Raw genomic sequence first — 23,914 nt, forward strand, 5'->3', positions numbered from 1 at the left:
CCCGCCACCCGCCCGGCGTCGAGGCCCCGACCATTTGGAAGAAACTATGGCAACCCCGATCAAGGACCGCTACGACGACATCCCTGCCGAGTTGCTGCGCGTCGGCGCTCACCGCGCCCCGGCGCAACGGTGGCGCGGGTGGATCGGCTTCGGCTGGGCGGCGCTCGCCACCGTCGTGCTCGTCGTGGGCGGCGTGTTCGGGCTGTCGCTGCTCGTGCCCGATCTGGAGATCAAGATCCCGGGCATCGACACTGCGGTGAACGACCCGGGCACCGCGGATGGCGGCGACTCCGCTCCGGCGGTGGAGGCCGACCCGGTGCTCGACCCGACCGTCGCGATCTCCGTCCTGAACGGCACGCCGACGAGCGGCCTCGCCACCGAGGTGGGTGACCTGCTCGTGAGCCAGGGCTGGGAGGGTGCCGCTCTCGGCGCCGGCAGCCGGGCGAACGCCGCCGCCGATGACGTCGCGACCACCCAGGTGTTCTACAGCGATGCGGCCCATGAGGGGGCGGTGCGCATGATCATCCAGAATCTGGGCATCGGCGAGGCCGTGCTCTCCAATGACTACCCGGCGTCGCCCATCACGGTGCTGCTCGGTGCGGACTATGTGCCCCCAGCCGGCTGACACGTGGCGGCGCGCCCGCGTGCGCCGCAGCCTCGCGGTCTGGGGTGTCGCGGCAGCCGCAGCGCTGGCGATCAGCGGATGCGAGGCGCTGCCGACACCGTCGCCGACGCCGTCCGCCTCACCCGACTACACCTCCACCTACGAGCCGCCCGCACCCACCGAGTTGGCACCGCTGCGGGGCACGACGGTCGAGGCCGGGTCGCTGGCGCACGCATCCGTCGCCGCCAAGATCGACAATCACTGGGATGCGCGCCCGCAGTTGGGCCTGGAGCGCACCGACATCGTCTTCGAGGAGCTCGTCGAGGGTGGCATCACCCGTTATGTGGCGGTCTGGCACAGCGATATCCCGGAGGAGTTGGGCCCGATCCGCTCCATCCGGCCCATGGATCCGGACATCGCGTCGCCCTTCGGCGGCATCATCTTCTATGCGGGCGGGCAGCCGCAGTTCGTCAGCATGATGCGCAGCACACCCGTGTACAACGCCATCCACGGCCAGGGTGACACGGCCGCCTACATGTATCGGGCGGGCGACCGCAGCGCCCCGCACAATGTGATCGTGAAGGCGCGCGAATTCTTGGCCACCCAGCCTGACATCGCGGCGCCGAAGCAGCAGTTCGCCTATTCGCTGGATGCGGCCTCGTCGACGGCCGCGAAGGAGGGTTCCCCGACGGGCACGCTGCAGTTGGCCTTCTCGAACGGGTTCCGCCCCGCGTGGGGCTATGACGCGGCATCCGGTCGCTATCTGCGCTTTCAGGATGGCGCCCCCGATCTCGACTCCTCGGGTGCGCAGCTCTCGGCGACGAATGTGGTGACCGTTCGGGTTCCGATCACGCATGGCACCGGTGTTCCGAAGACCGAGTTGCTCGGAAGCGGCGAGGCGTGGGTGACGACGGGCGGCGGAACAGTGCACGGCAGCTGGCACAAGGCGGCAGCGACGGATGCCATAACGCTGCTGGGCGACGACGGTATCGTCCTGCGCCTGGGCGCCGGAAACACCTGGGTGGAGCTCGTGCCGCTCGAGGGCTCGGTCGAGATCATTCCGCCTGCGGCGTAGCCTTCCGGATGCCCCACCCGGTGAGCTTGCACTCACAGGGTCCGAGTGCCAGACTTGTCTGGCACTCTCCCATCGGGAGTGCCAAAGCTGTTGCAAATTCGTAACGTCCCGAAAGGACGAGAGGAACACATGGCAAAGATCATTGCTTTCAACGAGGAGGCCCGTCGCGGCCTCGAGCGTGGCCTCAACACGCTCGCCGACGCCGTCAAGGTGACGCTTGGCCCGCGCGGTCGCAACGTCGTCCTCGAGAAGAAGTGGGGCGCCCCCACCATCACGAACGACGGTGTCTCCATCGCCAAGGAGATCGAGCTCGACGACCCGTACGAGAAGATCGGTGCCGAGCTCGTCAAGGAGGTCGCCAAGAAGACGGATGACGTCGCCGGCGACGGAACGACCACCGCCACCGTCCTCGCCCAGGCGCTCGTTCGCGAAGGCCTGCGCAACGTCGCGGCCGGCGCCGACCCCATCAGTCTGAAGCGTGGCATCGAGAAGGCCGTCGCGGCCGTCACCGAGGCGCTCATCGCGCAGGCGAAGCCCATCGAGACCAAGGAAGAGATCGCCGCCACGGCGTCCATCTCTGCCGGTGACCCCGAGATCGGCGCGCTGATCGCCGAGGCGATCGACAAGGTCGGCAACGAGGGTGTCGTCACGGTCGAGGAGTCGAACACGTTCGGCACCGAGCTCGAGCTGACCGAGGGCATGCGCTTCGACAAGGGTTACCTGTCGGCGTACTTCGTCACCGACCCGGAGCGCCAGGAGACGGTCTTCGAAGACCCCTACGTGCTCATCGTCAACGGCAAGATCTCGAACATCAAGGATCTGCTGCCGATCGTCGACAAGGTCATCCAGGCCGGCAAGCAGCTGCTGATCATCGCCGAGGATGTCGACGGCGAGGCTCTGGCCACGCTGGTCGTCAACAAGATCCGCGGCATCTTCAAGTCGGTCGCCGTCAAGGCTCCCGGCTTCGGTGACCGCCGCAAGGCGCAGTTGCAGGACATCGCCATCCTCACCGGTGGTCAGGTCATCAGCGAGGAGGTCGGTCTCAAGCTCGAGAACGCGACCCTCGACCTGCTCGGCCGTGCCCGCAAGGTCGTCATCACGAAGGACGAGACCACGATCGTCGAGGGTGCCGGCGACGCCGAGGCCATCGCCGGTCGCGTTGCGCAGATCCGTTCGGAGATCACCAACACCGACAGCGACTACGACCGTGAGAAGCTGCAGGAGCGCCTGGCCAAGCTGGCCGGTGGCGTCGCCGTCATCAAGGCGGGTGCCGCGACCGAGGTCGAGCTGAAGGAGCGCAAGCACCGCATCGAGGACGCCGTCCGCAACGCGAAGGCTGCCGTCGAAGAGGGCATCGTCGCCGGTGGTGGCGTCGCGCTCATCCAGGCCGGCGAGGTCGCCTTCGCGGGCGGATCGATGACCGACCTGCTCGGCGACGAGGCGACCGGTGCGAACATCGTTCGCGTCGCGATCGACGCGCCGCTCAAGCAGATCGCCACCAACGCGGGCCTCGAGCCCGGTGTTGTTGCCGAGAAGGTGCGCAACCTGCCCACCGGCCACGGCCTGAACGCGGCGACGGGTGAGTACGTCGACATGCTCGCCGCTGGCATCAACGACCCGGTGAAGGTCACCCGTTCGGCGCTGCTCAACGCTGCGTCGATCGCCGGCCTGTTCCTCACCACCGAGGTCGTCGTCGCCGACAAGCCCGAGAAGAACCCGGCTCCGGCCGGCGACCCCTCGGGTGGCATGGACTTCTGATCCGCGGCAGACGCGCCAGCGTCTGACCGGATCAGGGTTGAGTGATCGGCCCTTCCGGCCGATCGTCTCGAAACCTGGTTCACCGCACAGGGCGGCTCCTTCGGGAGCCGCCCTTCTGCGTTTCCGCGAGCGGGACCTCAGGCGCGGCCTGCGGGGCAGGTCAGCGCGCGAAGAGGCTCGCGTTGGCCTGCTCGGCTTCGGCGTACTGCTGGCCGGCGCGGCCGAGGGCCTGCCCGATGCCGGTGATGCTCTCGTCGACGCGCTGCTGGGTTGCGCGCCAGTCGTTCACGACCGACTGGAAGGCCGCGGCGGCGGGCCCCGACCACGACCCCTGCAGGTTGAGCAGCTGGCCGAGCATCCCGTTCACCTCCGCCTGGATGCGGCCGGCTGAGGCGCGCACGGCGCCCTCTGCGGCGATGACGGCTTCGCTGTCGACGCGGTACTGGGTCATGGTCTCTCCTGTCGTGTCGCGGGGCCTCGGGTGGCCGCCGGATGCTCGCAAGAGTATGCGGGCATCCGCGGCTCGTTCCCGGATCAGCGCTGGACTGTGGAGGAGGGTGCTACGAAGTCTTCGGGGAGGAGGGGAAAGGTGAGGCGGAAGGTGGCGCCGCCGCCCTCCGTGTCGAGCACGTCGATGCTGCCCTTGTGCGCATCCACGATCGCGGCGACGATCGACAGGCCGAGCCCGCTGCCTCCGGTCTCGCGCGCTCGGGAGGTGTCAGCCCGCCAGAAGCGCTGGAAGATCTTCTCGCGGATCGGCGCCGCAATGCCGTCTCCGTGGTCGATGACGTCGAGCTGGGCGGTGCTGGTCTTCGTGTCGACGCGCACCGCAAGCTCGATGGGGCTGCCGGCGGGGGTGAAACGCAGCGCGTTGCCGAGCAGATTGGTGATGACCTGGCGCAGCTTGTTCTCCTCGCCGAGGATGACGGCGGGCACGACGAGCGAGGACGCCTCCAGCTGGGCGAGCGGCCGCGGTGGCTGCGGTGTCGACCCGTCGCCGGCGGTCGCGCGCTGGTTGCGCTGGCGCAGCGAACGCAGGCGGGCGAGCTGGGCACCGGCGAAGGCGATCGGCCCTGTCGCGGTCGTGAGCGGCCGCCCGGTCGGCTCGGGGGTCGCCTCGATGTTGTCGGCCGCGGGCAGCTCGGGCTCGCTCACGCGCACCGACACGGTGCGGTCGGGGGCCTGCGCCATGGCGTCGAGCGATGCGTCGTAGGCGAGCGGCAGAAGGTCGACGGGGGCGAGACGCAGGGGCTTCTTCTCGTCGGCGCGGGCCAGCTCGAGGAGGTCCTCGACGAGCTCGCCCATCCGGATCGCCTCCTTCTCGATGCGCTCCATCGCCTGCGCCACCTCGTTGGAGGTCGGCAGCGCGCCCATGCGGTACAACTCGGCGTAGCCGCGCACCGACACGAGGGGGGTGCGCAGTTCGTGGCTGGCGTCGCCGACGAAGCGGCGCATCTGTTCGATGGTTCTGGCGCGATCCGCGAAGGCGCGGTCGATGCGCCCGAGCATGACGTTGAGTGACCGGTTGAGGCGACCGACCTCGGTGTTGGGCGTCGCGCCGGGGAGGCGCTGGCTGAAGTCGCCGCCCGCGATGGCTGCGGCTGTCGCCTCCACCTCGCGCAGCGGTCGGAAGGTGGAGGTCACGAGCAGTCTGGTGAGGATGGCGCTGAGCACGACGACCGCGAGGGAGAACCCCAGGAAGATGGCCGTGTAGCGGCCGATCGTGTTGTTGACGCCGTCGAGCCTCTCGCCGACGATGAAGCTCGCAACGTCGCCCGTCTGCTTGTTCACGACGGGCACGGCGATGACGCGCGTCTGGCTGGTGTGGGCCTGATTCTGGAGGGTCACAGGCCCCTCCTGCTTGATCACGAACGGCAGCGTGAGTTCACTCACATCCGGCTGCAGGTGCTCCTCGGCGGGGTCGAGGTTGTCGTCGATGAGGCGACCGGATGAGTCCACGAGGGCCAGGTAGGTCGACATCGACTGCCCCACCCAGACGTTGGGGTCGTCGACGTCGATCTCGAGCGTCGTGAATTCGGATGCCGCGGCGCGGATGCGCGCATCCGCCATGTCGAGCAGGTAGGTGCGCAGGACCGTCATCGTTCCCACGCCCGCCACCAAGAGGCCGGTCGTCACGATGAAGACGGTGACCCCGGTGATCTTGGTGCGCAGCGAGACGGAACTCCACCAGTCGAGGGGCTGCTCGTGCTTCACAGTGTCAGGCTACGCGGTGGCGGCTGGGTGCGCGCTTCGTGCCCGCAGCATCCGGTGCTCGGTGTGTGCGGAGCGCACTATGCCTTGTCGACCTTGAGCATGTAGCCGAAGCCGCGCTTGGTCTGGATGATGGGCTCCTCGGAGTATTGGTCGAGCTTGCGGCGCAGGTAGGAGACGTACGACTCGACGATGCCGGCGTCGCCGTTGAAGTCGTACTCCCAGACGTGGTCGAGGATCTGCGCCTTGCTGAGCACCCGGTTGGGGTTGAGCATGAGGTAGCGCAGCAGCTTGAACTCGGTCGGGCTCAGCTCGACCTGCTCGTTGCCGACGGTGACCTCGTGCGTGTCCTGGTCCATGGTGAGTTCGCCGGTGCGGATGATGGCATCCTCTTCGTCCTGCATCGTGCGCCGCAGGATGGCCTTGATGCGGGCGACGATCTCGTCGAGGCTGAACGGCTTGGTGACGTAGTCGTCGCCGCCGACGGTGAGGCCGGTGATCTTGTCCTCGGTGTCGTCCTTCGCGGTGAGGAACAGGATGGGGGAGGTGTAGCCGGAGGAGCGCAGCCGCTTGGTCACGCCGAAACCGTTCATGTCGGGGAGCATGACGTCGAGGATGATGAGGTCGGGTTCCTCCTCGAGCACGGCCGAGATGGCCTGGGCTCCGTTGCCGACCGCGCGCACGGCGAAACCGGCGAAGCGGAGGCTGGTGGTGAGAAGGTCGCGGATGTTCGGCTCGTCATCGACGATCAGAATCTTGGGTCCATCGCTCATGCGCCCAGTATCTGCGCGTTTGCTGAATGTAGCCTGAAAGCTTCGGATTCGCGGGCGTAGAGTCAGGAGAGAGGGCGGCACGATCGCGCCGCCAGTGTGAGACACCGCAATGAAACATCGCAGTGAATCATCTCAGTGAATCATCTCTGAGCAACCGAGGAGTGGGCATGAGCACGGACACCATCCTGATCATCGGAGCAGGGCTTGCAGGCGCCACCGCCGCAGAAGAGCTCCGCACCGCCGGATTCGACGGAACCATCCAGATGCTCGGCGCGGAACGCCACCTCCCCTATCTGCGCCCGCCGCTCTCGAAGGGGTACCTGCTCGGTAAGGAAGACCGCGACAGCGTGTTCGTGAAACCGGCGGAGTGGTACGCCGAGAACGATGTCGAGGTGGATGTCGCCGAAGGCAGCCGCGTCGCATCCGTCGACCTCGCCGGGCACCACGTCACGCTCACCGACGACCGCACGCTGCCGTACGACAGGCTGCTGCTCGCGACGGGGGCGCAGCCGCGACGGCTCGACGTTCCCGGGGCCGATGCCCGTGGCATCCACTATCTGCGCACCCTCGAGAACAGCCTCGAACTGAAGAAGGCGCTGTCGGATGGCGGCCGTCGCGTCGTCGTCATCGGTGCCGGCTGGATCGGCCTCGAACTGGCCGCAGCCGCCCGCGGCTACAACAACGAGGTCACCGTCGTCGGGCACGGCGACACGCCCCTCGCCGCCGCACTCGGCACCGAACTGGGCACCATGTTCAAGCAACTGCACGAACAGAACGGCGTCGAATTCCGGATGCCCGCAGCGGCCAACTCCTTCACCGTGCGAGACGGGGCGGTCGTGGGCGTGATGACGGATGCGGGCGAACTGCCCGCCGATCTCGTCATCGTCGGAGCCGGAGCCACCCCCGACACGGTGCTCGCCGAGGCGGCCGGTCTCGAGGTCGACAACGGTGTTCTCGTCGACGAATCACTGCGCAGCAGCGACCCGGACGTGTTCGCGGCAGGCGACGTCGCCAACCCCTTCAACGCCTACCTGGGCGAGCGGCTCAGGAGCGAACACTGGGCGAACGCCATCGACAGCGGAAAGGTGGCGGCTCGCAGCATCCTGGGCCAGCCTGCCGCGCTCGACGTCGTGCCCTACTTCTACACCGACCAGTACGACCTGGGCATGGAGTTCGCCGGCTACAGCCCGCTGCTGCAGGACGCCCGGGTCGTGTACCGCGGCGACCGCGAGAAGCGGGAATTCGTGGCGTTCTGGTTGCGCGGCGACAGACTCGTCGCCGGGATGAACGTGAACGTGTGGGACGTGAACGACGACATCAAGGCGCTCATCTCCGGCGGCAGAGCAGTCGACGCGGCGAAGCTCGCCGACCCGGATGCGCCGCTGGCCTCCGCGGCGGGCGAATAGCGTATCGAGACCGGGTTGCTCGTTGGTGAGGTTTCGAGACGCTCGCCGTACTGGTCGTATCGCTGCGCGATCTGACTCATGCAATGCCGCTTCGCGCCATTGCTCCTCAACCCGCGGGGTTCTTCGCTGGTCGAGGTGTCGCGCCCCAGCGCGACAGTCTCGAGACCGGTAGGTGGTGAGACGATAGGGCAATGAGCTTCACGCTGCCGCCGCTGACGTCGCCGCTTCGCCGCATCGGCGCGCACGAGTTCGACTTCTCGAAACGGGTCGCCGTCATGGCGATCATCAACCGAACCCCCGACTCCTTCTACGACGGCGGTAGGAACTTCGCGCTCGACGCCGCCGTGGCCGCCGCACTGCAGGCCGTCGAGGACGGTGCCGACTGGGTCGACATCGGCGGGGTGCCGTTCGCCCCGGGCGAGCCTCTCCCCGTCGAGGAGGAGGCCGAGCGGGTCGTGCCGGTCATCGAGGCTGTGCGCGCAGCATCCGATGTCGTCATCTCGGTTGACACGTTCCATGCGGAGGTGGCGCGCCGCAGCATCGCCGCCGGCGCCGACGTGATCAACGACACGACAGGGCTCAGCGACCCGGACCTCGTGGGGATCGTCGCCGCCTCGGATGCCTCGCTCGTCATAACGCACAGCCTCGCCAAGCCGCGCACCCAGTACCCGCGCCCCCGCTACATGGACGTGGCCGGCGAGGTGGCCGGCTTCCTGCGCCGCAAGGCCGACGGGGCGGTGCAGGCCGGGCTGCCCGCGCGACGCATCATCATCGACCCCGGGCCCGACCTCAACAAGAACACGCTTCACACCCTGGAGCTGCTGCGCAGGCTCGACGAGATCGCGGCCATCGGGCTGCCGCTGCTGGCGGCGCTGTCAAACAAGGACTTCATCGGTGAGACCCTCGACCTGCCCAAGGAGCAGCGACTCGAAGGATCCCTCGCGACGGTCGTCACCGCGGTGCTGCAGGGGGCCCGCATCGTGCGCGTGCACGAGGTCGCGCCCACCGTCACCGCCGTGCGCATGGCCGAAGCGGTGCTGGGGCTGCGCGAGCCCGCCTACCTGCGGCACAACATGGGAGAAGCAAATGAGTGACATCCGGATGCTCGGCGCGGCCGACGAACGCGGCATCAGCGACGACGAACTCACCGCGCTCTACGAGGTGCGCGACCGCACGAAGCCGTGGCTGCGTGCGAACTTCATTTCGAGCGTCGACGGTGCCGCAACCCACGACGGGCTCTCCGGTGGGCTCGGCACACCCGCCGACCGGCGCGTGTTCGACGTGCTGCGCCGACTCGCCGACGTCATCGTCGTCGGCGCCGGAACGGTGCGCGCCGAAGGCTACGGCGGGGTGCGCCTCGACGACGACGCCGTCGCCTGGCGCACCGCCCGCGGCCTGCCCGAGCAGCCCGTGTTCGCCATCGTCAGCCGGCGGCTCGACCTCGACCCCGACAGCGACGTGTTCACCAAGGCGGCACGCCGGCCGATCGTACTCAGCTGCGAGGCAGCCCCAGATGCGCAGCGTGCCGCACTGTCGAAGGTGGCCGACGTGATCGACTGCGGGCAGACATCCGTCGATACCCTCCAACTGAAAGAGCGGCTCGCCGAACGCGGCCTGCCGCAGCAGCACAGCGAAGGCGGCCCGCACCTGTTCGGGGCGATGATCGAGGAGGGCTCCATCGACGAGCTGTGCCTGACAGTCAGCCCGCGGCTCGAAGGCGGCACCGCCCGGCGCATCACCGACGGGCACCTCGCGACGTCACGCGAACTGCGACTCGCGCACGCGCTCGCCGCCGACGACGGAACACTGCTGCTGCGGTACGTGCGCGCCTGACGTCACACTGCTGGTCGAGGTGTCGCCGTCCACGGCGACAGTCTCGAGACCGGTCGTGTGCGGCACGCGTTGGGGTCTCGAGACTGTCGCGCCAGAGCGCGACACCTCGACCCGCGGAGGGGGACAGGCCGACACCTGGACACGCGGCGGAGGGGCCTCAGGCGGCGAGGCTGTGCGCGTCGAGGATCTCGTACGAGTAGCCCTGCTCCGCCAGGAAGCGCTGCCGGTTCTGCGCGAAGTCCTGGTCGACCGTGTCGCGGGCGACGAGCGTATAGAAGTTCGCGGGCAGACCGGACTCCTTCGGACGCAGCAGCCGGCCGAGGCGCTGCGCCTCCTCCTGGCGTGACCCGAACGAACCGGAAACCTGGATGGCGACAGTCGCCTCCGGCAGATCCACCGAGAAATTCGCCACCTTGGAGACGACCAGAACGGTCAGCCGCCCGTCGCGGAACTCCTGGTAGAGCCGCTCGCGTTCGGCGACAGGCGTGCTGCCGGTCAGTGAAGGCGCACCCAGAGCATCCGCCAGCTCGTCGATCTGGTCGAGGTACTGGCCGATCACGAGGATGCGCTCACCCACATGCCGTTTGACGAGTTCGCGCACGACCTCAAGCTTCGCGGGGGCCGTCGCCGCCAGACGGTAGCGCTCGTCATCGGCGGACGCCGCATACTGCAGGCGCTGCTCCTGCGGCAGATCGATGCGCACCTCGTAGCAGGAAGCGGGGGAGATGAAACCCTGCGCCTCGATCTCCTTCCAGGGAGCATCGAAACGCTTCGGCCCGATGAGGCTGAACACGTCGCCCTCGCGGCCGTCCTCCCGCACCAGGGTGGCGGTGAGGCCCAGCCGGCGGCGCGCCTGCAGCTCCGCCGTCAACTTGAACACGGGCGCCGGCAGCAGATGCACCTCGTCGTACACGACGAGGCCCCAGTCGAGCGCATCGAGCAGGGCGAGGTGCGCGTACTGGCCCTTCCGCTTGGCGGTGAGGATCTGGTAGGTCGCGATCGTGACCGGCTTGACCTCCTTCACCTGCCCCGAATACTCGCCGATCTCATCCTCCGTGAGATTCGTGCGCCGTAGCAGCTCGCTGCGCCACTGCCTCGCCGAAACCGTGTTCGTGACCAGGATGAGCGTGTTCGCCTTCACCGCGGCCATCGCACCCGCGCCGACAAGCGTCTTGCCCGCACCACACGGCAGCACCACAACGCCCGAGCCGTGCTCGAAGAAGTTATCCACCGCCTGCTCCTGGTACGGGCGCAGATGCCAGTCGGCCGTGTCGAGCTCGATGTCATGCGGGGTGCCCGGGGTGTAGCCGGCGAGATCCTCGGCAGGCCAGCCCAGCTTCAGCAGCTGCTGCTTCAGCTCGCCGCGCGCCCACTGCTGCACCACATAGGTGTTGGGTTCGCGCTTCTCGAACAGCAGCCCGGCCACCTTCTTGGCGCGGCCGATCTCGGCCAGCACCGCAGCATCCGACGCCGTCAGGGTGAGCGTGCCATCCTCGTCACGGTCGATCACCAGGCGGCCGTAACGGCCCACCGTCTCGGCGATATCGATCGACACCGACTGCGGGATGGGGAACTTGCTGTACCGCTCCAGGGTCGCCAGCATGTCGTCGGCCGTGTGGCCGGCGGCGCGCGCATTCCACAGGCCCAGACGGGTGATGCGGTAGGTGTGGATGTGCTCGGGGGCACGTTCGAGTTCGGCGAAGATGGCCAGATCGTGGCGCGCGTCGGCGGCATCCGGATGCGCGACCTCCAGCAGCACGGTCCGGTCGCTCTGCACGATGAGGGGGCCGTCAGTCATAACGTTCCAGTCTACGTGGCCGCCGTTGCGCGGTGCATCACCGCGGACATCCGTTGTTCACCCGACACTTTGCGACAGGCCCGCCACTCGCACAGGTGCAGTCATGTCGCGAAGTGTCGGGTGAAGGCAGGCAGCTCCTCCCTGCGCGCGTCAGTCGGCGGGGGAGATCGACGCGATGCTCGACACCGGGAGGGTGCGCTCCACGTCGCCGGCCGTGTCGCGGGCGCGTAGGCGGCCCCCCGCGATGCCGGTCGGCTCCAGACGGTAGTCGACGATCGCGCCCCCGGGCATCCGGATGCTCACCGTCAGCACCGAACGCGACCGCACGGCCGCCTCCAACTGCTTCACCAGCCACGCCTGGCCGCTCGGCTCGCCCGCGGAGTCGGACTGCTGCGCATCCGCCCGCAGCCGCGCGATCAGCTCGTGCAGCGCATCCGGGGCATCGGGGCGGGGCGGCCGCGCGAGACGGTGCCTGCGCAGGGCAACGATCTCACCCTGGGCGTCCTCCGCCGCGACCGGGTAGCGGGCGTCGCTCAGCGACCAGAACACGATGTCGCGCGCGAAGCGGCTGACGAGGCGGTGGTCGTCCACCCGCACCAGGCCGAGCGCGGCGAGCGACTGGTCGACCGCGACGGTGCGCAGCAGGTGAGCGTCGGATGACCGCAGGTAGCTGTGCGCGCCGGCCTCAGGCGAATCGGGGTCGGCCTCGCCGCTGAGCTCGCCCGCGCGGATGAGGCCGTAGCGGGTCGCGCCCTCAGTGATCAGATAGTCGAGCGGCTGCGGGATGCCCGTCTTCGAGATCGCCGACAGGAACTCGCGCATGCTCTCGGCCGTCTCCCCGGCCGTCAGCGCCCTGTTCACGCTCGCCGCCGACACCCGGTAGGTGGCGGCGAGGGCGTGGTTCTCCACATCGGCGAGCACACGCAGGCGCTCGTCGATGGCCGGCTCGAGCGGGCCCGGCGCGACGACCGACAGGTCGTGCTGCAGGTACACGCTGTCGACCTCGGCCGGCAGCAGCTCGCGCACCGCCTGCTCGGCGTCATCGCCGCGCCCCTGCAGCAGCAGCGCGCCCGGGCTGCTCGGCGCCTGCCCGGCGGTGATGCCGAGCAGTTCCGCCTCGTGCACGTAGGCGGCGATGCGTTCGCCCACCCAGTCGACGCCGGCCGGGTACAACCAGTCCAGGTAGGAGCGCAGCCCGTCGCCCCACACGGAGTGGGAGCGTTCGCCGAGCAGTTGGCGGATGTCGGGCGGCAGCATCCCGAACCAGGCGTCGCCGAGCGCGCGCCACCGGGAGCGCACGGGTCGCCCCAGCCATCCGCTGCCCCGCTCCGTCGTCATCCAGGTGCCCGACTCACGGCAGGCCAGCCCGCCGCGCTCGGCGAGGTGCAGGTAGACGCCGACCGTGTCGAGATCGACCGACATGGTGCTCGCCAGCCGTTTCGCATCCGGCAGTGCGACGCCGCCCTTGGCCAGCTCGCGGGCGGGCTGGCGCTCCAACTCGAACAGCAGCTCCGTCACGGCGCCCGTCGAGGCGAAGGCGCGCTCCGCGGCGAGACGATCCACGAAGCGCCGCTCGACCTCGGGCACGGGCTCCAGCGCGGCCGGCGCCGTCGTGCCGGCCAGCTGCTCCAGCCCCGGAAGCCCGAACACGGGCCAGGACCTCAGCTGCTCGCGCACGCCGTCGTAGACGTCGAAGGCGCCGTCCGACTCTTCTGCGAGCAGCAATGCGGCGGCACGATCGAGCCGGGCACGCAGCGCAGCGGGGTCCGGATGCTCGGAGCCGAGGCCGCGCAGGCGCTCAGCCACAGCATCCGGAGTCAACGGCTGACCCGAATCGGCCAGCACGGCCAGACACGACAGCATGCCGCGGTCGAGGCGCACGAGGGCCCGCTGGATCGCCGAATGGTCGAGCAACACGTCGGCCAGATCGAAGAAGTCGGCCATTCCGGCCAGCGTCGACGGCGTCATCACAAGCTCGCGTGCGGTGATCGCCTCATGCAGCTGCTCGTCACCGAGCGAACGCAGTCGGGTGGCGAGGGAGAGGGTGCTGCTCATTGTTCCCCGCGATCTGTCTCGGCGTCGATGCCGGTTGCTGACGTGTTCGGCTGGCTTTCGGCTACCGGCGATTCTCTCGCGAACGGCGGATGCCCGTCACGATGAGCAGGGCGACCGTCAGCAGCAGCGCGGCCGGCAGAGCGAACCACGGGATCATCACCAGGGTGATCCAGAAGCCGGAGACGCCGTTCTCGAGCGCGCCCATGAAGTAGCCGACCATCGCCCCCGCGAAGCACAGGAGCGCCAGGATTACGAGGGCCGCCACCATGAAGGCGAGGACCCGCTGGAGGCGGTTGGCGGGCTCAGGCTCGGAATTGCTCACGAACACAAGAATACGGGGTCGGAGAAGCCCGTTAGGCTTAGGGGTCACAGCGGCAGACAGCAACGGAAGGTAGTGCCATGCCCACCGGCAAGGTTAAGTTTTACGATGACGAGAAGGGCTTCGGCTTCATCAGTTCTGATGACGGCCAGGAGGTCTTCCTGCACGCCTCAGCGCTGCCAGCCGGAACCGTCGTTCGCGCGGGGATGAAGCTCGAGTTCGGCATCGCCGACGGCAAGCGCGGAGCCCAGGCACTGTCGGTGCGGGTGCTCGACGCCCCGCCGAGCATGGTCAAGATGGCCCGCAAGCCGGCCGACGACATGGCCATCATCATCGAGGACCTGGTCAAGCTCCTCGACGGTATCGGCAGCAACCTCAAGCGGGGCCGCTACCCCGAGTCCAGCCACAGTCGCAAGATCGCGGCCATGCTGCGCAAGGTCGCGGAGGAGCTGGATGCCTGACGTGACGCCCTCCGAGGGGGCGGCAGCCATGCCGGCCGACTTCGAGCTGGCCCGCACCGCGCTGCTCGAGATCACCTCAGCGGACACCATCGGTGAACCCGCCGGCTCCGTCGATGAGGGCCAGGGCACCGTCACGATGTACTTCGAGTCGAAGAAGGCCGGATACCCGGGCTGGCGCTGGACGGTCAGCATGGCCCGCGTCGAAGGCTCAGAGCCGACGGTGCTCGAGACCGAGCTGACGCCCGGCGATGACGCGCTCCTCTCTCCGGACTGGATTCCGTGGGCCGATCGGCTCGCCGACTACCAGGCTGCGCAGGAGGCCGAGAAGGCTGCCGCCGCTGAAGCGGGCGAAGCGGATGACGACTCGGATGACACCGACGACGGCGACGACTCGGATGATGACGACGACTTCGATGACGAAGACGACGATGATGACGATGACGATGACGATGACGACGACGATGATGACGACGACGTCCCGCTGTTGCACGGCGGCGACCTCGACGGCGTCGACATCGACTCGATCGACGAGCACGATGATGATTCGGACGACTCCGACGACGACTCGGATGACGAGTCAGACGACGACTCCGAAGAAGAGTAGCCTCCCGCTCCGGGCCGCGGCCCGGGGCGTTCGTCGAGGTTAGAGGGCGCCGACCACGTACTCGATCGACGCGATCAGCTTGCGCACATCGGCGGGGTCGATCGCCGTGAAGGTGGCCACGCGCAGCTGGTTGCGGCCGAGCTTGCGGTACGGCTCCGTGTCGACGATGCCGTTCGCGCGCAGCACCTTGGCGACGGCGGATGCGTCGACACTGTCGTCGAAGTCGATGGTCGCCACCACCTGCGAGCGGTGGGCGGGGTCGGCAGCGAACGGCGTCGCATACGACACGCCCTCGGCCCAGTCGTAGAGAGCCGAACTGGATTCGCGGGTGCGCGCATCCGCCCACGCCAGCCCGCCGTTGCCGTTGATCCAGTCGAGCTGGTTCTCGAGCAGCAGAAGCGTCGAGACGGCGGGGGTGTTGAGCGTCTGGTTGAGGCGCGAGTTGTCGACGGCCTGCTTGAGGCTGAGGAACTCGGGGATGTAGCGGTCGCTCGCCGCAATGCGGTCGACCCGCTCGAGGGCTGCCGGGGAGAACAGGGCGAACCACAGGCCGCCGTCGGAGGCGAGGTTCTTCTGCGGCGCGAAGTAGTAGACATCCGCCTGCTTCGCGTCGAAGAGGATGCCGCCGGCTGCGCTCGTCGCGTCGATGACGGTGAGCGCACCCTGGTCGCCGTTCACCCGGGTGACGGGGGCCATGACGCCCGTCGAGGTCTCGTTGTGCGGCCACGCGTACACGTCGATGCCCTCGCGGGCGACCGCCTCGCTGCGTGAGCCGGGCTCTGCCGTGATCACATCGGGGGCCTCAAGCCAGGGGGCGCCGGCGGCCTTCGCGAACTTGCCACCGAACTCGCCGAAGGTGAGGTTCTGGCTGCGCTTCTCGATGAGGCCGAAGGATGCGGCATCCCAGAACGCGGTCGAGCCGCCGTTGCCGAGCACCACCTCGTAGCCCTCAGGGATGTCGAACAGCTGGCCGAGGCCATCCTGCACGCGCTTCACCAGGTTCTTCACGGGCGCCTGGCGGTGGGAGGTGCCGAGCAGTTTCGCGCCCTCGCCGACCAGGTAGTCGAGCTGTTCGCGACGCACCTTGGAGGGGCCGCATCCGAATCGTCCGTCGGTGGGCAGGAGGTCAGTGGGGATCGTCAGCTCGGCCATGGCGCAATTCTATAGTCGCGCCGGCCTCGGTTACGGCGGCGGATGGGGATGCTGACACCCCTGACAGGTTAGGCTTGCCTGACAGGCTTGCGGCACCGGGAGGGGCGACTTTGGCTGATCTGATCGACACCACTGAGATGTACCTGCGCACCATCTACGAACTCGAAGAAGAGAACATCATCCCCCTGCGGGCGCGCATCAGCGAGCGCCTCGGCCACTCCGGCCCCACCGTCTCGCAGACGGTCGGCCGGATGGAGCGCGATGGTCTCGTCGTCGTTGAAGGCGACAGGCATCTGGTGCTCACCAAGGAGGGTCGCGCGAAGGCAGTCTCCGTCATGCGCAAGCACCGTCTCGCCGAGCGGCTGCTCGCCGACGTCATCGGGCTCGACTGGGCGCTCGTGCACGACGAGGCATGTCGCTGGGAGCATGTGATGAGCGAGCAGGTGGAGCGTCGCATCCTCACGCTCCTCGATCACCCGACGCATTCCCCGTACGGCAACCCGATCCCGGGGCTCGACGAGTTGGGCGAGACGCCCACCGCCAGCTTCGGCAGCGGCGTCGTCAACATCGTCAACTACACGCTGGGCGCCGTCGGCGGAATCAACGGTGTCATCCGTCGCCTCGGCGAGCCTGTGCAGTACGAGATGGAGCTGCTCGAGCAGCTGCGCTCCGCCGGCGTCGTGCCGGGCGCGAAGGCGACCTTCACAGCATCCGGCTCCTATGTTCTCGTCGAGGTCGACGGCAACGAAGAGGGGCTCGAGCTGCCCAATGAGGTCGCACAGCACGTCTACGTCGGCATCAAGTAGCCTCGACGTTCTATGAACTCTTGGTTACGGCTGCGCGAAACGGTGCCGTATGACTGCGGCACCCGGGCGCGGATGCGTTAATCTGGAGTCCTTGCAATTCTGAGAGTAAGTCGGGAGAGCGTATGAACAGGGGTGAGACCATCCGAACCGCGGATGCGACTCGCCCTGTCCGCCCCCGGGGTGCGCACGCACTCCGGTACGGACTCATACGCCCCAGCGGCCGGCGCGGAGCAGTGTTCTGCGCGCCCCAGACCCCAGGCATCGCCATCATGGCGGTGCCTTTTGTCGTTAAAGGCCGCTCCCACTCCGCAGAATCGCAGGGCAGTCGGGCCCCTGGAAGCCGTCCAGGGCGAGATCGATAAGGACAGCAATGCGCACCCTTGTACTGAACGCAGGCTACGAGCCGCTCGCCATCGTCAGCTTCAAACGGGCACTCGTGCTCGTGATGAATCAGAAGGCGACCGTCGTGGCCCACGACGCGGAGCATCCGGTCTGGGCCCATTCGGCGTCGTTCGATCGGCCGTCCGTGATCCTGCTGACGCGCTATGTGCGCATCCCGAGCAGCCGGATGATCCCCGTCAGCAGGAGGGGAGTGCTGCGCCGCGACCAGCAGCGGTGCGCCTACTGCGGGCAGGGTGCCACCACCATCGACCACGTGCTGCCGCGCTCGCGGGGAGGCAAGGACACCTGGGAGAACCTGGTCGCCTGCTGCCTGCGCTGCAACAACAAGAAGAGCGACCACACCCCGCGCGAGATGGGGTGGAAGCTGCGCATCCGCCCGCAGCCGCCACACGGAACATCGTGGATGGTGCGCGGGGTGGAGAGCGCGCTGCCGCAGTGGGAAGAATTCTTGACGCCGGTCGCGGCGTAGGCTGCGCTGCCGGGCACGTATGCTCGCTGCCGGGATCAGAGATCTGAGAATGGCAGGGGTCGCGAAGTCCGCGACGAGAACAGACGGAGGGCACGACATGGCGAAACCGAACAAGCTGGAGATAGCGGCGAAGAAGGCCGTGCAGGACGCGAAGAAGGCCATAGAGAAGGCCATCAGGGCGGCCAGAAAGCTCGACAAGAGCGCGCGCAAGGATGCGGATGCCCTGGTCGGCAAACTGGAGAAGGGCCTCGACAAGGTCGAAACGGGGGCGAAGCCGAAGGGTTCGAACAAGGGCAAGGCTGCGGACAAGGCGAAGCCGGCTGCGGTGAAGGCTGCCGGCACAGAGGTCGCCGCCGTAGAGAAGCCGGTGGCGAAGAAGGCTGCCGCGCCGAAGAAGCCTGCTGCCGCGAAGCCTGCTGCCGCGAAGCCTGCTGCCGCGAAGGCTGCTGCACCCAAGACATCCGCACCCAAGAAGACGGCCGCTGCGAAGACCCCTGCGGTGAAGGCCGCAACACCGAAGGCGCCTGCGGCCAAGACCCCCACGACCAAGACGCCTGCGACCAAGGCCTCTGCGGCCACGGCGAGCACCGCATCCGGCCCCACCCTTGTGGAGCTGCGCGCGCAGGCGAAGGCTGCCGGCCTCAGCGGCTATTCGCGCCTCACGAAGGCCGAACTGGTGGAGAGGCTGGCGCAGAAGTAGCGCGGGGCGCGTTTACCGGAGCTTTACCTTGTGGGGTTACGGTGACGCATCCTCTTCGCCGGGCACACATCCGCTCGGCTGCCTGTCTCGAATCGGAGCAACACTGTGAGCGAAGCCTCAGCTGGGATCATGCTGGGGGGCGAGCGGGCGCCGGCTGAGCGCACGCTGCTCGATGTGCTGCGCGAGACGACGCGGCTGCACCCGGAGGCGTCCGCCATCGAGGACGCGGCGGGAGCGCTCAGCTATCGCGAGTTGATGGCGCGCGTCATCAAGGCGGCGTCGAGGCTGCAGCTTGCGGGTGTGGGGCGCGGTGACCGGGTCGGCGTGCGGATGCCGTCGGGCACCCGTGAACTGTATGTGTCGATCCTGGCGGTGTTGGCTGCGGGGGCCGCCTACGTTCCTGTGGATGCCGACGACCCGGAGGAGCGCGCCGAGCTTGTCTTCTCGGAGGCCGACGTGGTCGGCGTGATCACGGGCGCGGGCGAATACCGCTCGGTGCGGCCGGATCCCGTCGGTGAAACGGATGCTGCCGGCGAAGTCGGTGCCGCAGAGGAGCCTGCTGTCGCAGTGCTCGGGCCGTCGCCGCTCTTCGATCTGGTGCCGCCGCATCCGAGTACCGCGAGCGTGGCCGTTGTGGCGCCGCCGCAGCTCGAGGACGACGCGTGGATCATCTTCACCTCGGGGTCGACGGGAACGCCGAAGGGCGTCGCGGTGACGCACCGCTCGGCGGCCGCATTCGTGGATGCTGAGGCGCGCCTCTTTCTGCAGGACGAGCCGATCGGCCCCGGCGACCGCGTGCTGGCCGGGCTCTCGGTCGCGTTCGACGCCTCCTGCGAGGAGATGTGGCTGGCCTGGCGGGGCGGCGCGTGCCTCGTTCCGGCACCGCGTTCGCTCGTGCGCAGCGGCATGGACCTGGGACCGTGGCTGACGGCGCGCGGCATCACGGTCGTGTCGACGGTTCCGACGCTGGCGTCGCTGTGGCCGGCCGAGTCGCTCGACAATGTGCGCCTGCTGATCTTCGGCGGGGAGGCGTGCCCACCGGAGCTTGCCGCGCGGCTTGCCGTCGACGGCCGCGAGGTGTGGAACACGTACGGTCCGACCGAGGCGACGGTCGTGGCATCCGCTGCTCTGCTTGACGGCAGCGACCCCGTGCGCATCGGTCTTCCGCTCGACGGCTGGGATCTGGCCGTCGTGGGGGAGGACGGCAAACCTGTGGAGGAGGGCGGCGTCGGCGAGCTCGTCATCGGCGGGGTCGGTCTGGCCCGCTACCTCGACCCCGTGAAGGATGCCGAGAAATACGCCGCGCATGAGGGCCTCGGCTGGGCGCGCGCCTACCGTTCGGGCGACCTGGTGCGCTTCGAGTCGGCCGGTCTGGTGTTCCAGGGCCGCGCCGACGACCAGGTGAAGGTCGGCGGTCGCCGCATCGAGCTGGGCGAGATCGAGGCCGCGCTGCAGCAGCTTGCCGGGGTCTCGGGTGTCGCCGTGGCCGTGAAGACGACGGATGCGGGCAACCAGCTTCTGGTCGGCTATCTCGAGGTCGCCGACCCCGCCGCTTTCGACCGGGCCGCTGCGGTGGCCCGGCTGCGCGAGGAGCTTCCCGCCGCGCTCGTGCCGCTGCTGGCGCTCCTGACGGAGCTGCCCGTGCGCACCTCCGGCAAGGTCGACCGGGCCGCGCTGCCATGGCCGCTCGCCGATCTCGACACGAGCCCGTCGACGCTGAGTGAGCCGCAGCAGCGCCTCGCCGAGAGCTGGCAGGCGGTGCTCGGATTCCCCGTCACGGATGCCGCCGCGAACTTCTTCGACCTGGGCGGCGGCTCGCTCGCCGCGGCCCAACTGGTCAGCCTCATCCGGCAGAACAACCCCGACTTCTCGGTCGCCGACATCTACGCGCATCCGAGGCTGCGGTCGATGGCGGATGCGCTCGCCGCGGCCGATGAGGACGCCCCGGTGGCCGCCGAGCGGCGTCACACGGTGCTGCCGACCCCGCTGCGGATGCGCGTGCTGCAGACGGTTCTGGTGGTTCCGCTGTTCATCCTGAACGGTGTGCGCTGGCTGCTGTATCTGCTCACGGCGGGCACCGTGCTGTCGTGGCTGGGCGGTTTCGACTTTCTGCCGACGGCGCCCGTGAGTGTTCTCATCGTGGGGCTGCTCGTCTTCGCGACCCCGTTCGGGCGGATGGCGATCGCCGTCGTGTGCGCCCGCCTGCTGCTCTCCGGGGTGCAGGCCGGCGACCACCCCCGCGGCGGCAGCGTGCACCTGAGACTGTGGCTGGCAGAGCAGGCGGCGCGCCTCGTGGGCGCCGTCGGCATCGCGGGCGCACCCTGGATCAGCTACTACGCGAGGGCGCTCGGCGCCCGCATCGGCGAGGGCGTCAACCTGCACACCCTGCCCCCGGTGACGGGCATGCTGACCATCGGCGCCGGAGCATCCGTCGAGCCGGAGGTCGACCTGGCCGGATACTGGATCGACGGCGACGTGGTGCGCATCGGGGCGATCCGCATCGGCGCGGGCAGCACGGTCGGGGCGCGCAGCACGCTGCTGCCGGGCACCCGCATCGGCAAGCATGCCGAGATCGCGCCGGGCTCCGCCGTGTTCGGGCGGGTGCCGGCCGGGCAGCTGTGGGCCGGTTCGCCGGCGAAGCGTGTGGGCACCAGCCGGGCCTGGTGGTCGGGCGACCGCCCGCCGCAGGCGACCCGCTGGGTGGCCGCCTTCGGGCTGTCGTCGCTCGTCGTCTCGCTGCTGCCGGTGGTGTCGCTGGCTGCCGGATTCCTGCTGGTTGTGGCGGGCATCCGGGGCTCCGAATCGCTGGGCGAGGCGGGTCTGCGGGCCGCGGCCTGGCTTGTGCCCGCCGTGGCGATCGCCGGCGTCGTCTTCGCCGGGCTCGTCGTGCTGCTGGTGCGCCTGTTCAGCCTGGGCCTGACGGAGGGAACCTTCGCGGTGCGCAGCCGCATCGGCTGGCAGGCGTGGAGCATCGAGCGGGTGCTCGACCTGTCCCGCACCTTCCTGTTCCCCCTCTACTCGAGCATGTTCACGCCCGTCTGGCTGCGGATGCTGGGGGCCAAGGTCGGCCGCGGGGTCGAGGCGTCGACCGTGCTGCTGCTGCCGTCGATGACCACCATCAAGGACGGCGCGTTCCTCGCCGACGACACCATGATCGGCTCGTACGAGCTGGGCGGCGGGTGGATGCGCATCGCCGAGGTCGAGATCGGCAAGCGTGCCTTCCTCGGCAACTCCGGCATGGCCGCTGCCGGGCACAAGGTGCCGCGCGATGGCCTCGTCGCCGTTCTGTCGTCGGCACCGCGAAAGTCCAAGTCGGGCTCGTCGTGGATGGGCTCACCGGCCGTGCGGATGCGCCGCCAGGTGACCGTCTCCGACGACAGTCGCACCTTCAACCCGCCCGTCGGGCTGCGCGTCGCGCGCGCCCTGTGGGAACTGTGCCGCTTCGTGCCCGTCGTCGTCACCTGCGCCATCGGCTTCGGGGTGGTTTTCGCGCTCGCAGCGCTCGCCCTGTACTGGGGAATCGTGTGGGCGGTGCTGCTCAGCGGCGTCGTCATGCTCGCCGCGGGGGCCGTGGCCGCCGGCCTGTCGACTGCCGCGAAATGGGCGCTCGTCGGGCGCATTCGGGCGGGGGAACATCCGCTCTGGTCGTCATTCGTGTGGCGCACGGAGGTGGCCGACACCTTCGTGGAGATGGTCGCGGCACCGTGGTTCGCGCAGGCCGCCGCCGGTTCGCCCGCCCTCGTGTGGTGGCTGCGCAGCCTGGGCGCGAAGATCGGCCGCGGCGTGTGGTGCGACAGCTACTGGCTGCCCGAGGCCGACCTGGCGCATCTCGACGACGGCGCGACCGTCAATCGGGGTTGCGTTGTGCAGACGCACCTGTTCCATGATCGAATCATGAGCATGGACACCGTCACCCTCGCCGCCGGCGCGACCCTCGGGCCGCACAGTGTGGTCCTCCCGGCCGCGACAATCGGAACCGACGGCACGGTCGGGCCCGCGTCCCTCGTGATGCGCGGCGAGACGGTGCCCGCTGGCACGCGCTGGAGTGGAAACCCGATCGGCCCCTGGCGTGAGGTCACCACCGCGGATTACCACGCGAAGCGCTCATGAGCCCCGCTGTCGGCGCGCGCACCGCCGGCGACCCCTACCTGCCCGGCAGCGGCAACGGCGGCTACAGCACCGAGTCGTACACGCTTGACCTTCGCTACCGGATGCTCACCAACCGGCTGGATGCGACGGCCACGATCGAGGCGGTCAGCACCCAGCAGCTGACGCGCTTCAGCTTCGACTTCAACCGCCTGCAGGCGGGCCGCGTGCTCGTGGACGGGCGCCGGGCGAAGAGCGTCTTGTCGCCCGGCAAGCTCACCATCACACCGGCGACGCCAATCGACTCGGGGGCGGCTTTCACCGTCGTCATCGAATACTCGGGCTCACCGGCGCCGCGCCGCAGCGCGTGGGGGCTCGTCGGCTGGGAGGAGCTTGAGGACGGCGTCATCGTCGCCTCACAGCCGTCGGGGGCGCCCAGTTGGTTCCCCTGCAACGACCACCCGTCTGACAAGGCGCGCTACAGCATCCGGGTCACCACAGAGCAGGCGTACACGGTGCTGTGCAATGGCGTGCTCACCGGCCACAGCGTCAGCTCGGGGCGGGCGAGCTGGCAGTTCGAGCAGCAGCAGCCGACCGCCAGCTACCTGGCGACCGTGCAGATCGGCCGCTACACGACGACCCCGATCGAGCTGGGCGGGGTGCCCGGCACGCTCGCCTACCCGAAGGAGATCGAGGCGCGGGTGGAGGCCGACTGCGGTCAACTGCCCGGCATGATGGCCTGCTTCGAGGAGGCGTTCGGCCCGTACCCGTTCGACGGCTACACGGTCGTGACGACGCCCGATGACCTCGAGATTCCGCTCGAGGCGCAGGGCATGGCCATCTTCGGCGCGAACCACATCGACGGTGAGGGCGGCGAGGAGCGCTTGATGGCGCACGAGCTCGCGCACCAGTGGTTCGGCAACAGTGTCGGCCTGGACGCCTGGCAGCACATCTGGCTCAACGAAGGATTCGCCTGCTACGCCGAATGGTTGTGGTCGGAGCACAGCGGCAAGGAGAGCGCCGACAGCCTCGCCCGCGCGGCCCGCACCAAGCTGAAAGGGCTGCCCGCCGACATCCTCGTAGGCGACCCGGGGTCGGCCGACATGTTCGACGACCGCATCTACAAGCGGGGGGCCCTGACCTTGCACGCGGTGCGGTTGACCATCGGCGACTCGGCCTTCTTCTCGCTCGTCAAGGAATGGACGGATGCCCACAGGCACTCCACCGCGACGACCGACGACTTCAGGGCGCTCGCCGCAGGCTACGACGAGTCGCTCGACGGGGTGTTCGAGGCGTGGCTGTTCTCGCTGCCGCTGCCGACGCTGCCGACGGTGTCGTCTCCTGCGTCGTCTGCGTCGCCGGCTAAGTCGCTGGTTAAGGCGAAGTCGCGGCGGCGGTGAGG

Annotated in this window: 20 protein-coding genes; 13 read left to right on the forward strand and 7 right to left on the reverse strand. The window is 68.9% G+C overall.

Going from position 1 to position 23,914, the window contains the following annotated elements; all coding sequences use genetic code 11:
• The first annotated feature begins 46 nt into the window (after positions 1-46).
• From FB562_RS00460 to groL, 3 genes are all read left to right on the forward strand, one after another.
• A complete protein-coding gene (locus FB562_RS00460; RefSeq protein WP_185740408.1) occupies positions 47-625 on the forward strand; it encodes a LytR C-terminal domain-containing protein in 579 nt (192 codons plus the stop codon).
• Positions 606-1,679 carry a DUF3048 domain-containing protein gene (locus FB562_RS00465; protein ID WP_185740409.1) on the forward strand — a complete coding sequence of 358 codons (1,074 nt, stop codon included), beginning with the start codon at positions 606-608 and terminating at the stop codon, positions 1,677-1,679. The genes FB562_RS00460 and FB562_RS00465 overlap by 20 nt, the downstream gene beginning before the upstream one ends.
• Before the next feature lie 129 nt (positions 1,680-1,808).
• A complete protein-coding gene (gene groL / locus FB562_RS00470) occupies positions 1,809-3,437 on the forward strand; it encodes a chaperonin GroEL (protein ID WP_141879345.1) in 1,629 nt (542 codons plus the stop codon).
• Positions 3,438-3,597: 160 nt separating this feature from the next.
• On the opposite strand, the gene FB562_RS00475 is transcribed toward groL, so the two are convergent.
• The 3 genes from FB562_RS00475 to FB562_RS00485 all read right to left on the reverse strand — a co-directional run bounded on the left by FB562_RS00475 (position 3,598) and on the right by FB562_RS00485 (position 6,421).
• Positions 3,598-3,888, reverse strand: a complete 291-nt coding sequence (locus FB562_RS00475) for a WXG100 family type VII secretion target (protein ID WP_141879346.1) — start codon at positions 3,886-3,888, stop codon at positions 3,598-3,600.
• Positions 3,889-3,971: 83 nt separating this feature from the next.
• Complete coding sequence (locus FB562_RS00480) at positions 3,972-5,651, reverse strand: sensor histidine kinase (protein ID WP_141879347.1); 1,680 nt, start codon at positions 5,649-5,651, stop codon at positions 3,972-3,974.
• Positions 5,652-5,728: 77 nt separating this feature from the next.
• Positions 5,729-6,421: a response regulator transcription factor gene (locus FB562_RS00485; RefSeq protein WP_141879348.1), complete on the reverse strand. Its 693-nt coding sequence runs from the start codon at positions 6,419-6,421 to the stop codon at positions 5,729-5,731.
• A 167-nt stretch (positions 6,422-6,588) separates the two neighbouring features.
• Between FB562_RS00485 and FB562_RS00490 the strand changes: the two genes are divergently transcribed.
• The 3 genes from FB562_RS00490 (at position 6,589) to FB562_RS00500 (ending at position 9,660) form a co-directional block, all read left to right on the forward strand.
• A complete protein-coding gene (locus FB562_RS00490) occupies positions 6,589-7,827 on the forward strand; it encodes an NAD(P)/FAD-dependent oxidoreductase (RefSeq protein WP_141879349.1) in 1,239 nt (412 codons plus the stop codon).
• A gap of 191 nt (positions 7,828-8,018) precedes the next feature.
• Entirely contained in the window at positions 8,019-8,921 is a 903-nt protein-coding gene (gene folP, locus FB562_RS00495; protein WP_141879350.1) for a dihydropteroate synthase, read from the forward strand.
• A complete protein-coding gene (locus FB562_RS00500; protein WP_141879351.1) occupies positions 8,914-9,660 on the forward strand; it encodes a pyrimidine reductase family protein in 747 nt (248 codons plus the stop codon). Before folP ends, FB562_RS00500 begins: the two co-directional genes overlap by 8 nt.
• Positions 9,661-9,817: 157 nt before the next feature.
• Here the strand turns inward: FB562_RS00500 and FB562_RS00505 are convergent, their stop codons facing one another.
• From FB562_RS00505 to FB562_RS00515, 3 genes are all read right to left on the reverse strand, one after another.
• Positions 9,818-11,458 (reverse strand): DNA repair helicase XPB, encoded by a 1,641-nt coding sequence (locus FB562_RS00505; RefSeq protein ID WP_141879352.1) that lies wholly within the window; start codon positions 11,456-11,458, stop codon positions 9,818-9,820.
• 150 nt (positions 11,459-11,608) lie between these two features.
• Positions 11,609-13,513, reverse strand: a complete 1,905-nt coding sequence (locus tag FB562_RS00510) for a helicase-associated domain-containing protein (RefSeq protein ID WP_141879353.1) — start codon at positions 13,511-13,513, stop codon at positions 11,609-11,611.
• A 61-nt stretch (positions 13,514-13,574) separates the two neighbouring features.
• Positions 13,575-13,835 carry a hypothetical protein gene (locus FB562_RS00515; protein WP_141879354.1) on the reverse strand — a complete coding sequence of 87 codons (261 nt, stop codon included), beginning with the start codon at positions 13,833-13,835 and terminating at the stop codon, positions 13,575-13,577.
• 77 nt (positions 13,836-13,912) lie between these two features.
• On the opposite strand from FB562_RS00515, the gene FB562_RS00520 reads away from it, so the two are divergent.
• Both FB562_RS00520 and FB562_RS00525 read left to right on the forward strand, forming a co-directional pair.
• Positions 13,913-14,293 carry a cold-shock protein gene (locus FB562_RS00520; RefSeq protein ID WP_141879355.1) on the forward strand — a complete coding sequence of 127 codons (381 nt, stop codon included), beginning with the start codon at positions 13,913-13,915 and terminating at the stop codon, positions 14,291-14,293.
• Positions 14,286-14,897 (forward strand): DUF3027 domain-containing protein, encoded by a 612-nt coding sequence (locus tag FB562_RS00525; RefSeq protein ID WP_221625346.1) that lies wholly within the window; start codon positions 14,286-14,288, stop codon positions 14,895-14,897. The genes FB562_RS00520 and FB562_RS00525 overlap by 8 nt, the downstream gene beginning before the upstream one ends.
• Before the next feature lie 39 nt (positions 14,898-14,936).
• Here FB562_RS00525 and serC read toward each other — a convergent pair whose 3' ends face one another.
• On the reverse strand, positions 14,937-16,049 hold the full coding sequence (gene serC, locus FB562_RS00530) for a phosphoserine transaminase (protein ID WP_141879356.1): 1,113 nt from the start codon (positions 16,047-16,049) through the stop codon (positions 14,937-14,939).
• Between the two features lie 110 nt (positions 16,050-16,159).
• Here serC and FB562_RS00535 point away from each other — a divergent pair, with 110 nt between their 5' ends.
• From FB562_RS00535 to FB562_RS00555, 5 genes are all read left to right on the forward strand, one after another.
• A complete protein-coding gene (locus FB562_RS00535) occupies positions 16,160-16,855 on the forward strand; it encodes an iron-dependent transcriptional repressor DtxR (protein WP_141879357.1) in 696 nt (231 codons plus the stop codon).
• Positions 16,856-17,225: 370 nt separating this feature from the next.
• Entirely contained in the window at positions 17,226-17,726 is a 501-nt protein-coding gene (locus tag FB562_RS00540) for an HNH endonuclease (protein WP_141879358.1), read from the forward strand.
• 97 nt (positions 17,727-17,823) lie between these two features.
• The gene (locus tag FB562_RS00545; RefSeq protein WP_185740410.1) at positions 17,824-18,426 is read left to right on the forward strand and encodes a Rho termination factor N-terminal domain-containing protein; all 603 of its coding nucleotides are present in this window, start codon (positions 17,824-17,826) and stop codon (positions 18,424-18,426) included.
• A 129-nt stretch (positions 18,427-18,555) separates the two neighbouring features.
• Positions 18,556-22,536, forward strand: a complete 3,981-nt coding sequence (locus tag FB562_RS00550) for a Pls/PosA family non-ribosomal peptide synthetase (protein ID WP_141881009.1) — start codon at positions 18,556-18,558, stop codon at positions 22,534-22,536.
• Positions 22,533-23,912 carry a M1 family metallopeptidase gene (locus tag FB562_RS00555; protein WP_141879360.1) on the forward strand — a complete coding sequence of 460 codons (1,380 nt, stop codon included), beginning with the start codon at positions 22,533-22,535 and terminating at the stop codon, positions 23,910-23,912. The genes FB562_RS00550 and FB562_RS00555 overlap by 4 nt, the downstream gene beginning before the upstream one ends.
• Positions 23,913-23,914: the final 2 nt, after the last annotated feature.

Source organism: Homoserinimonas aerilata, from assembly GCF_006716125.1.
In the GTDB taxonomy this organism is placed as follows: domain Bacteria; phylum Actinomycetota; class Actinomycetes; order Actinomycetales; family Microbacteriaceae; genus Homoserinimonas; species Homoserinimonas aerilata.

What these genes read in the sequence shown, in the direction of transcription:
- FB562_RS00460 (WP_185740408.1), top strand. Translation starts at nt 47, where the DNA reads ATGGCAACCCCGATCAAGGACCGCTACGACGACATCCCTGCCGAGTTG.
- FB562_RS00465 (WP_185740409.1), top strand. Translation starts at nt 606, where the DNA reads ATGTGCCCCCAGCCGGCTGACACGTGGCGGCGCGCCCGCGTGCGCCGC.
- groL (WP_141879345.1), top strand. Translation starts at nt 1,809, where the DNA reads ATGGCAAAGATCATTGCTTTCAACGAGGAGGCCCGTCGCGGCCTCGAG.
- FB562_RS00475 (WP_141879346.1), bottom strand. Translation starts at nt 3,888, where the DNA reads ATGACCCAGTACCGCGTCGACAGCGAAGCCGTCATCGCCGCAGAGGGC.
- FB562_RS00485 (WP_141879348.1), bottom strand. Translation starts at nt 6,421, where the DNA reads ATGAGCGATGGACCCAAGATTCTGATCGTCGATGACGAGCCGAACATC.
- FB562_RS00490 (WP_141879349.1), top strand. Translation starts at nt 6,589, where the DNA reads ATGAGCACGGACACCATCCTGATCATCGGAGCAGGGCTTGCAGGCGCC.
- folP (WP_141879350.1), top strand. Translation starts at nt 8,019, where the DNA reads ATGAGCTTCACGCTGCCGCCGCTGACGTCGCCGCTTCGCCGCATCGGC.
- FB562_RS00500 (WP_141879351.1), top strand. Translation starts at nt 8,914, where the DNA reads ATGAGTGACATCCGGATGCTCGGCGCGGCCGACGAACGCGGCATCAGC.
- FB562_RS00505 (WP_141879352.1), bottom strand. Translation starts at nt 11,458, where the DNA reads ATGACTGACGGCCCCCTCATCGTGCAGAGCGACCGGACCGTGCTGCTG.
- FB562_RS00510 (WP_141879353.1), bottom strand. Translation starts at nt 13,513, where the DNA reads ATGAGCAGCACCCTCTCCCTCGCCACCCGACTGCGTTCGCTCGGTGAC.
- FB562_RS00520 (WP_141879355.1), top strand. Translation starts at nt 13,913, where the DNA reads ATGCCCACCGGCAAGGTTAAGTTTTACGATGACGAGAAGGGCTTCGGC.
- FB562_RS00525 (WP_221625346.1), top strand. Translation starts at nt 14,286, where the DNA reads ATGCCTGACGTGACGCCCTCCGAGGGGGCGGCAGCCATGCCGGCCGAC.
- serC (WP_141879356.1), bottom strand. Translation starts at nt 16,049, where the DNA reads ATGGCCGAGCTGACGATCCCCACTGACCTCCTGCCCACCGACGGACGA.
- FB562_RS00540 (WP_141879358.1), top strand. Translation starts at nt 17,226, where the DNA reads ATGCGCACCCTTGTACTGAACGCAGGCTACGAGCCGCTCGCCATCGTC.
- FB562_RS00545 (WP_185740410.1), top strand. Translation starts at nt 17,824, where the DNA reads ATGGCGAAACCGAACAAGCTGGAGATAGCGGCGAAGAAGGCCGTGCAG.
- FB562_RS00550 (WP_141881009.1), top strand. Translation starts at nt 18,556, where the DNA reads ATGCTGGGGGGCGAGCGGGCGCCGGCTGAGCGCACGCTGCTCGATGTG.
- FB562_RS00555 (WP_141879360.1), top strand. Translation starts at nt 22,533, where the DNA reads ATGAGCCCCGCTGTCGGCGCGCGCACCGCCGGCGACCCCTACCTGCCC.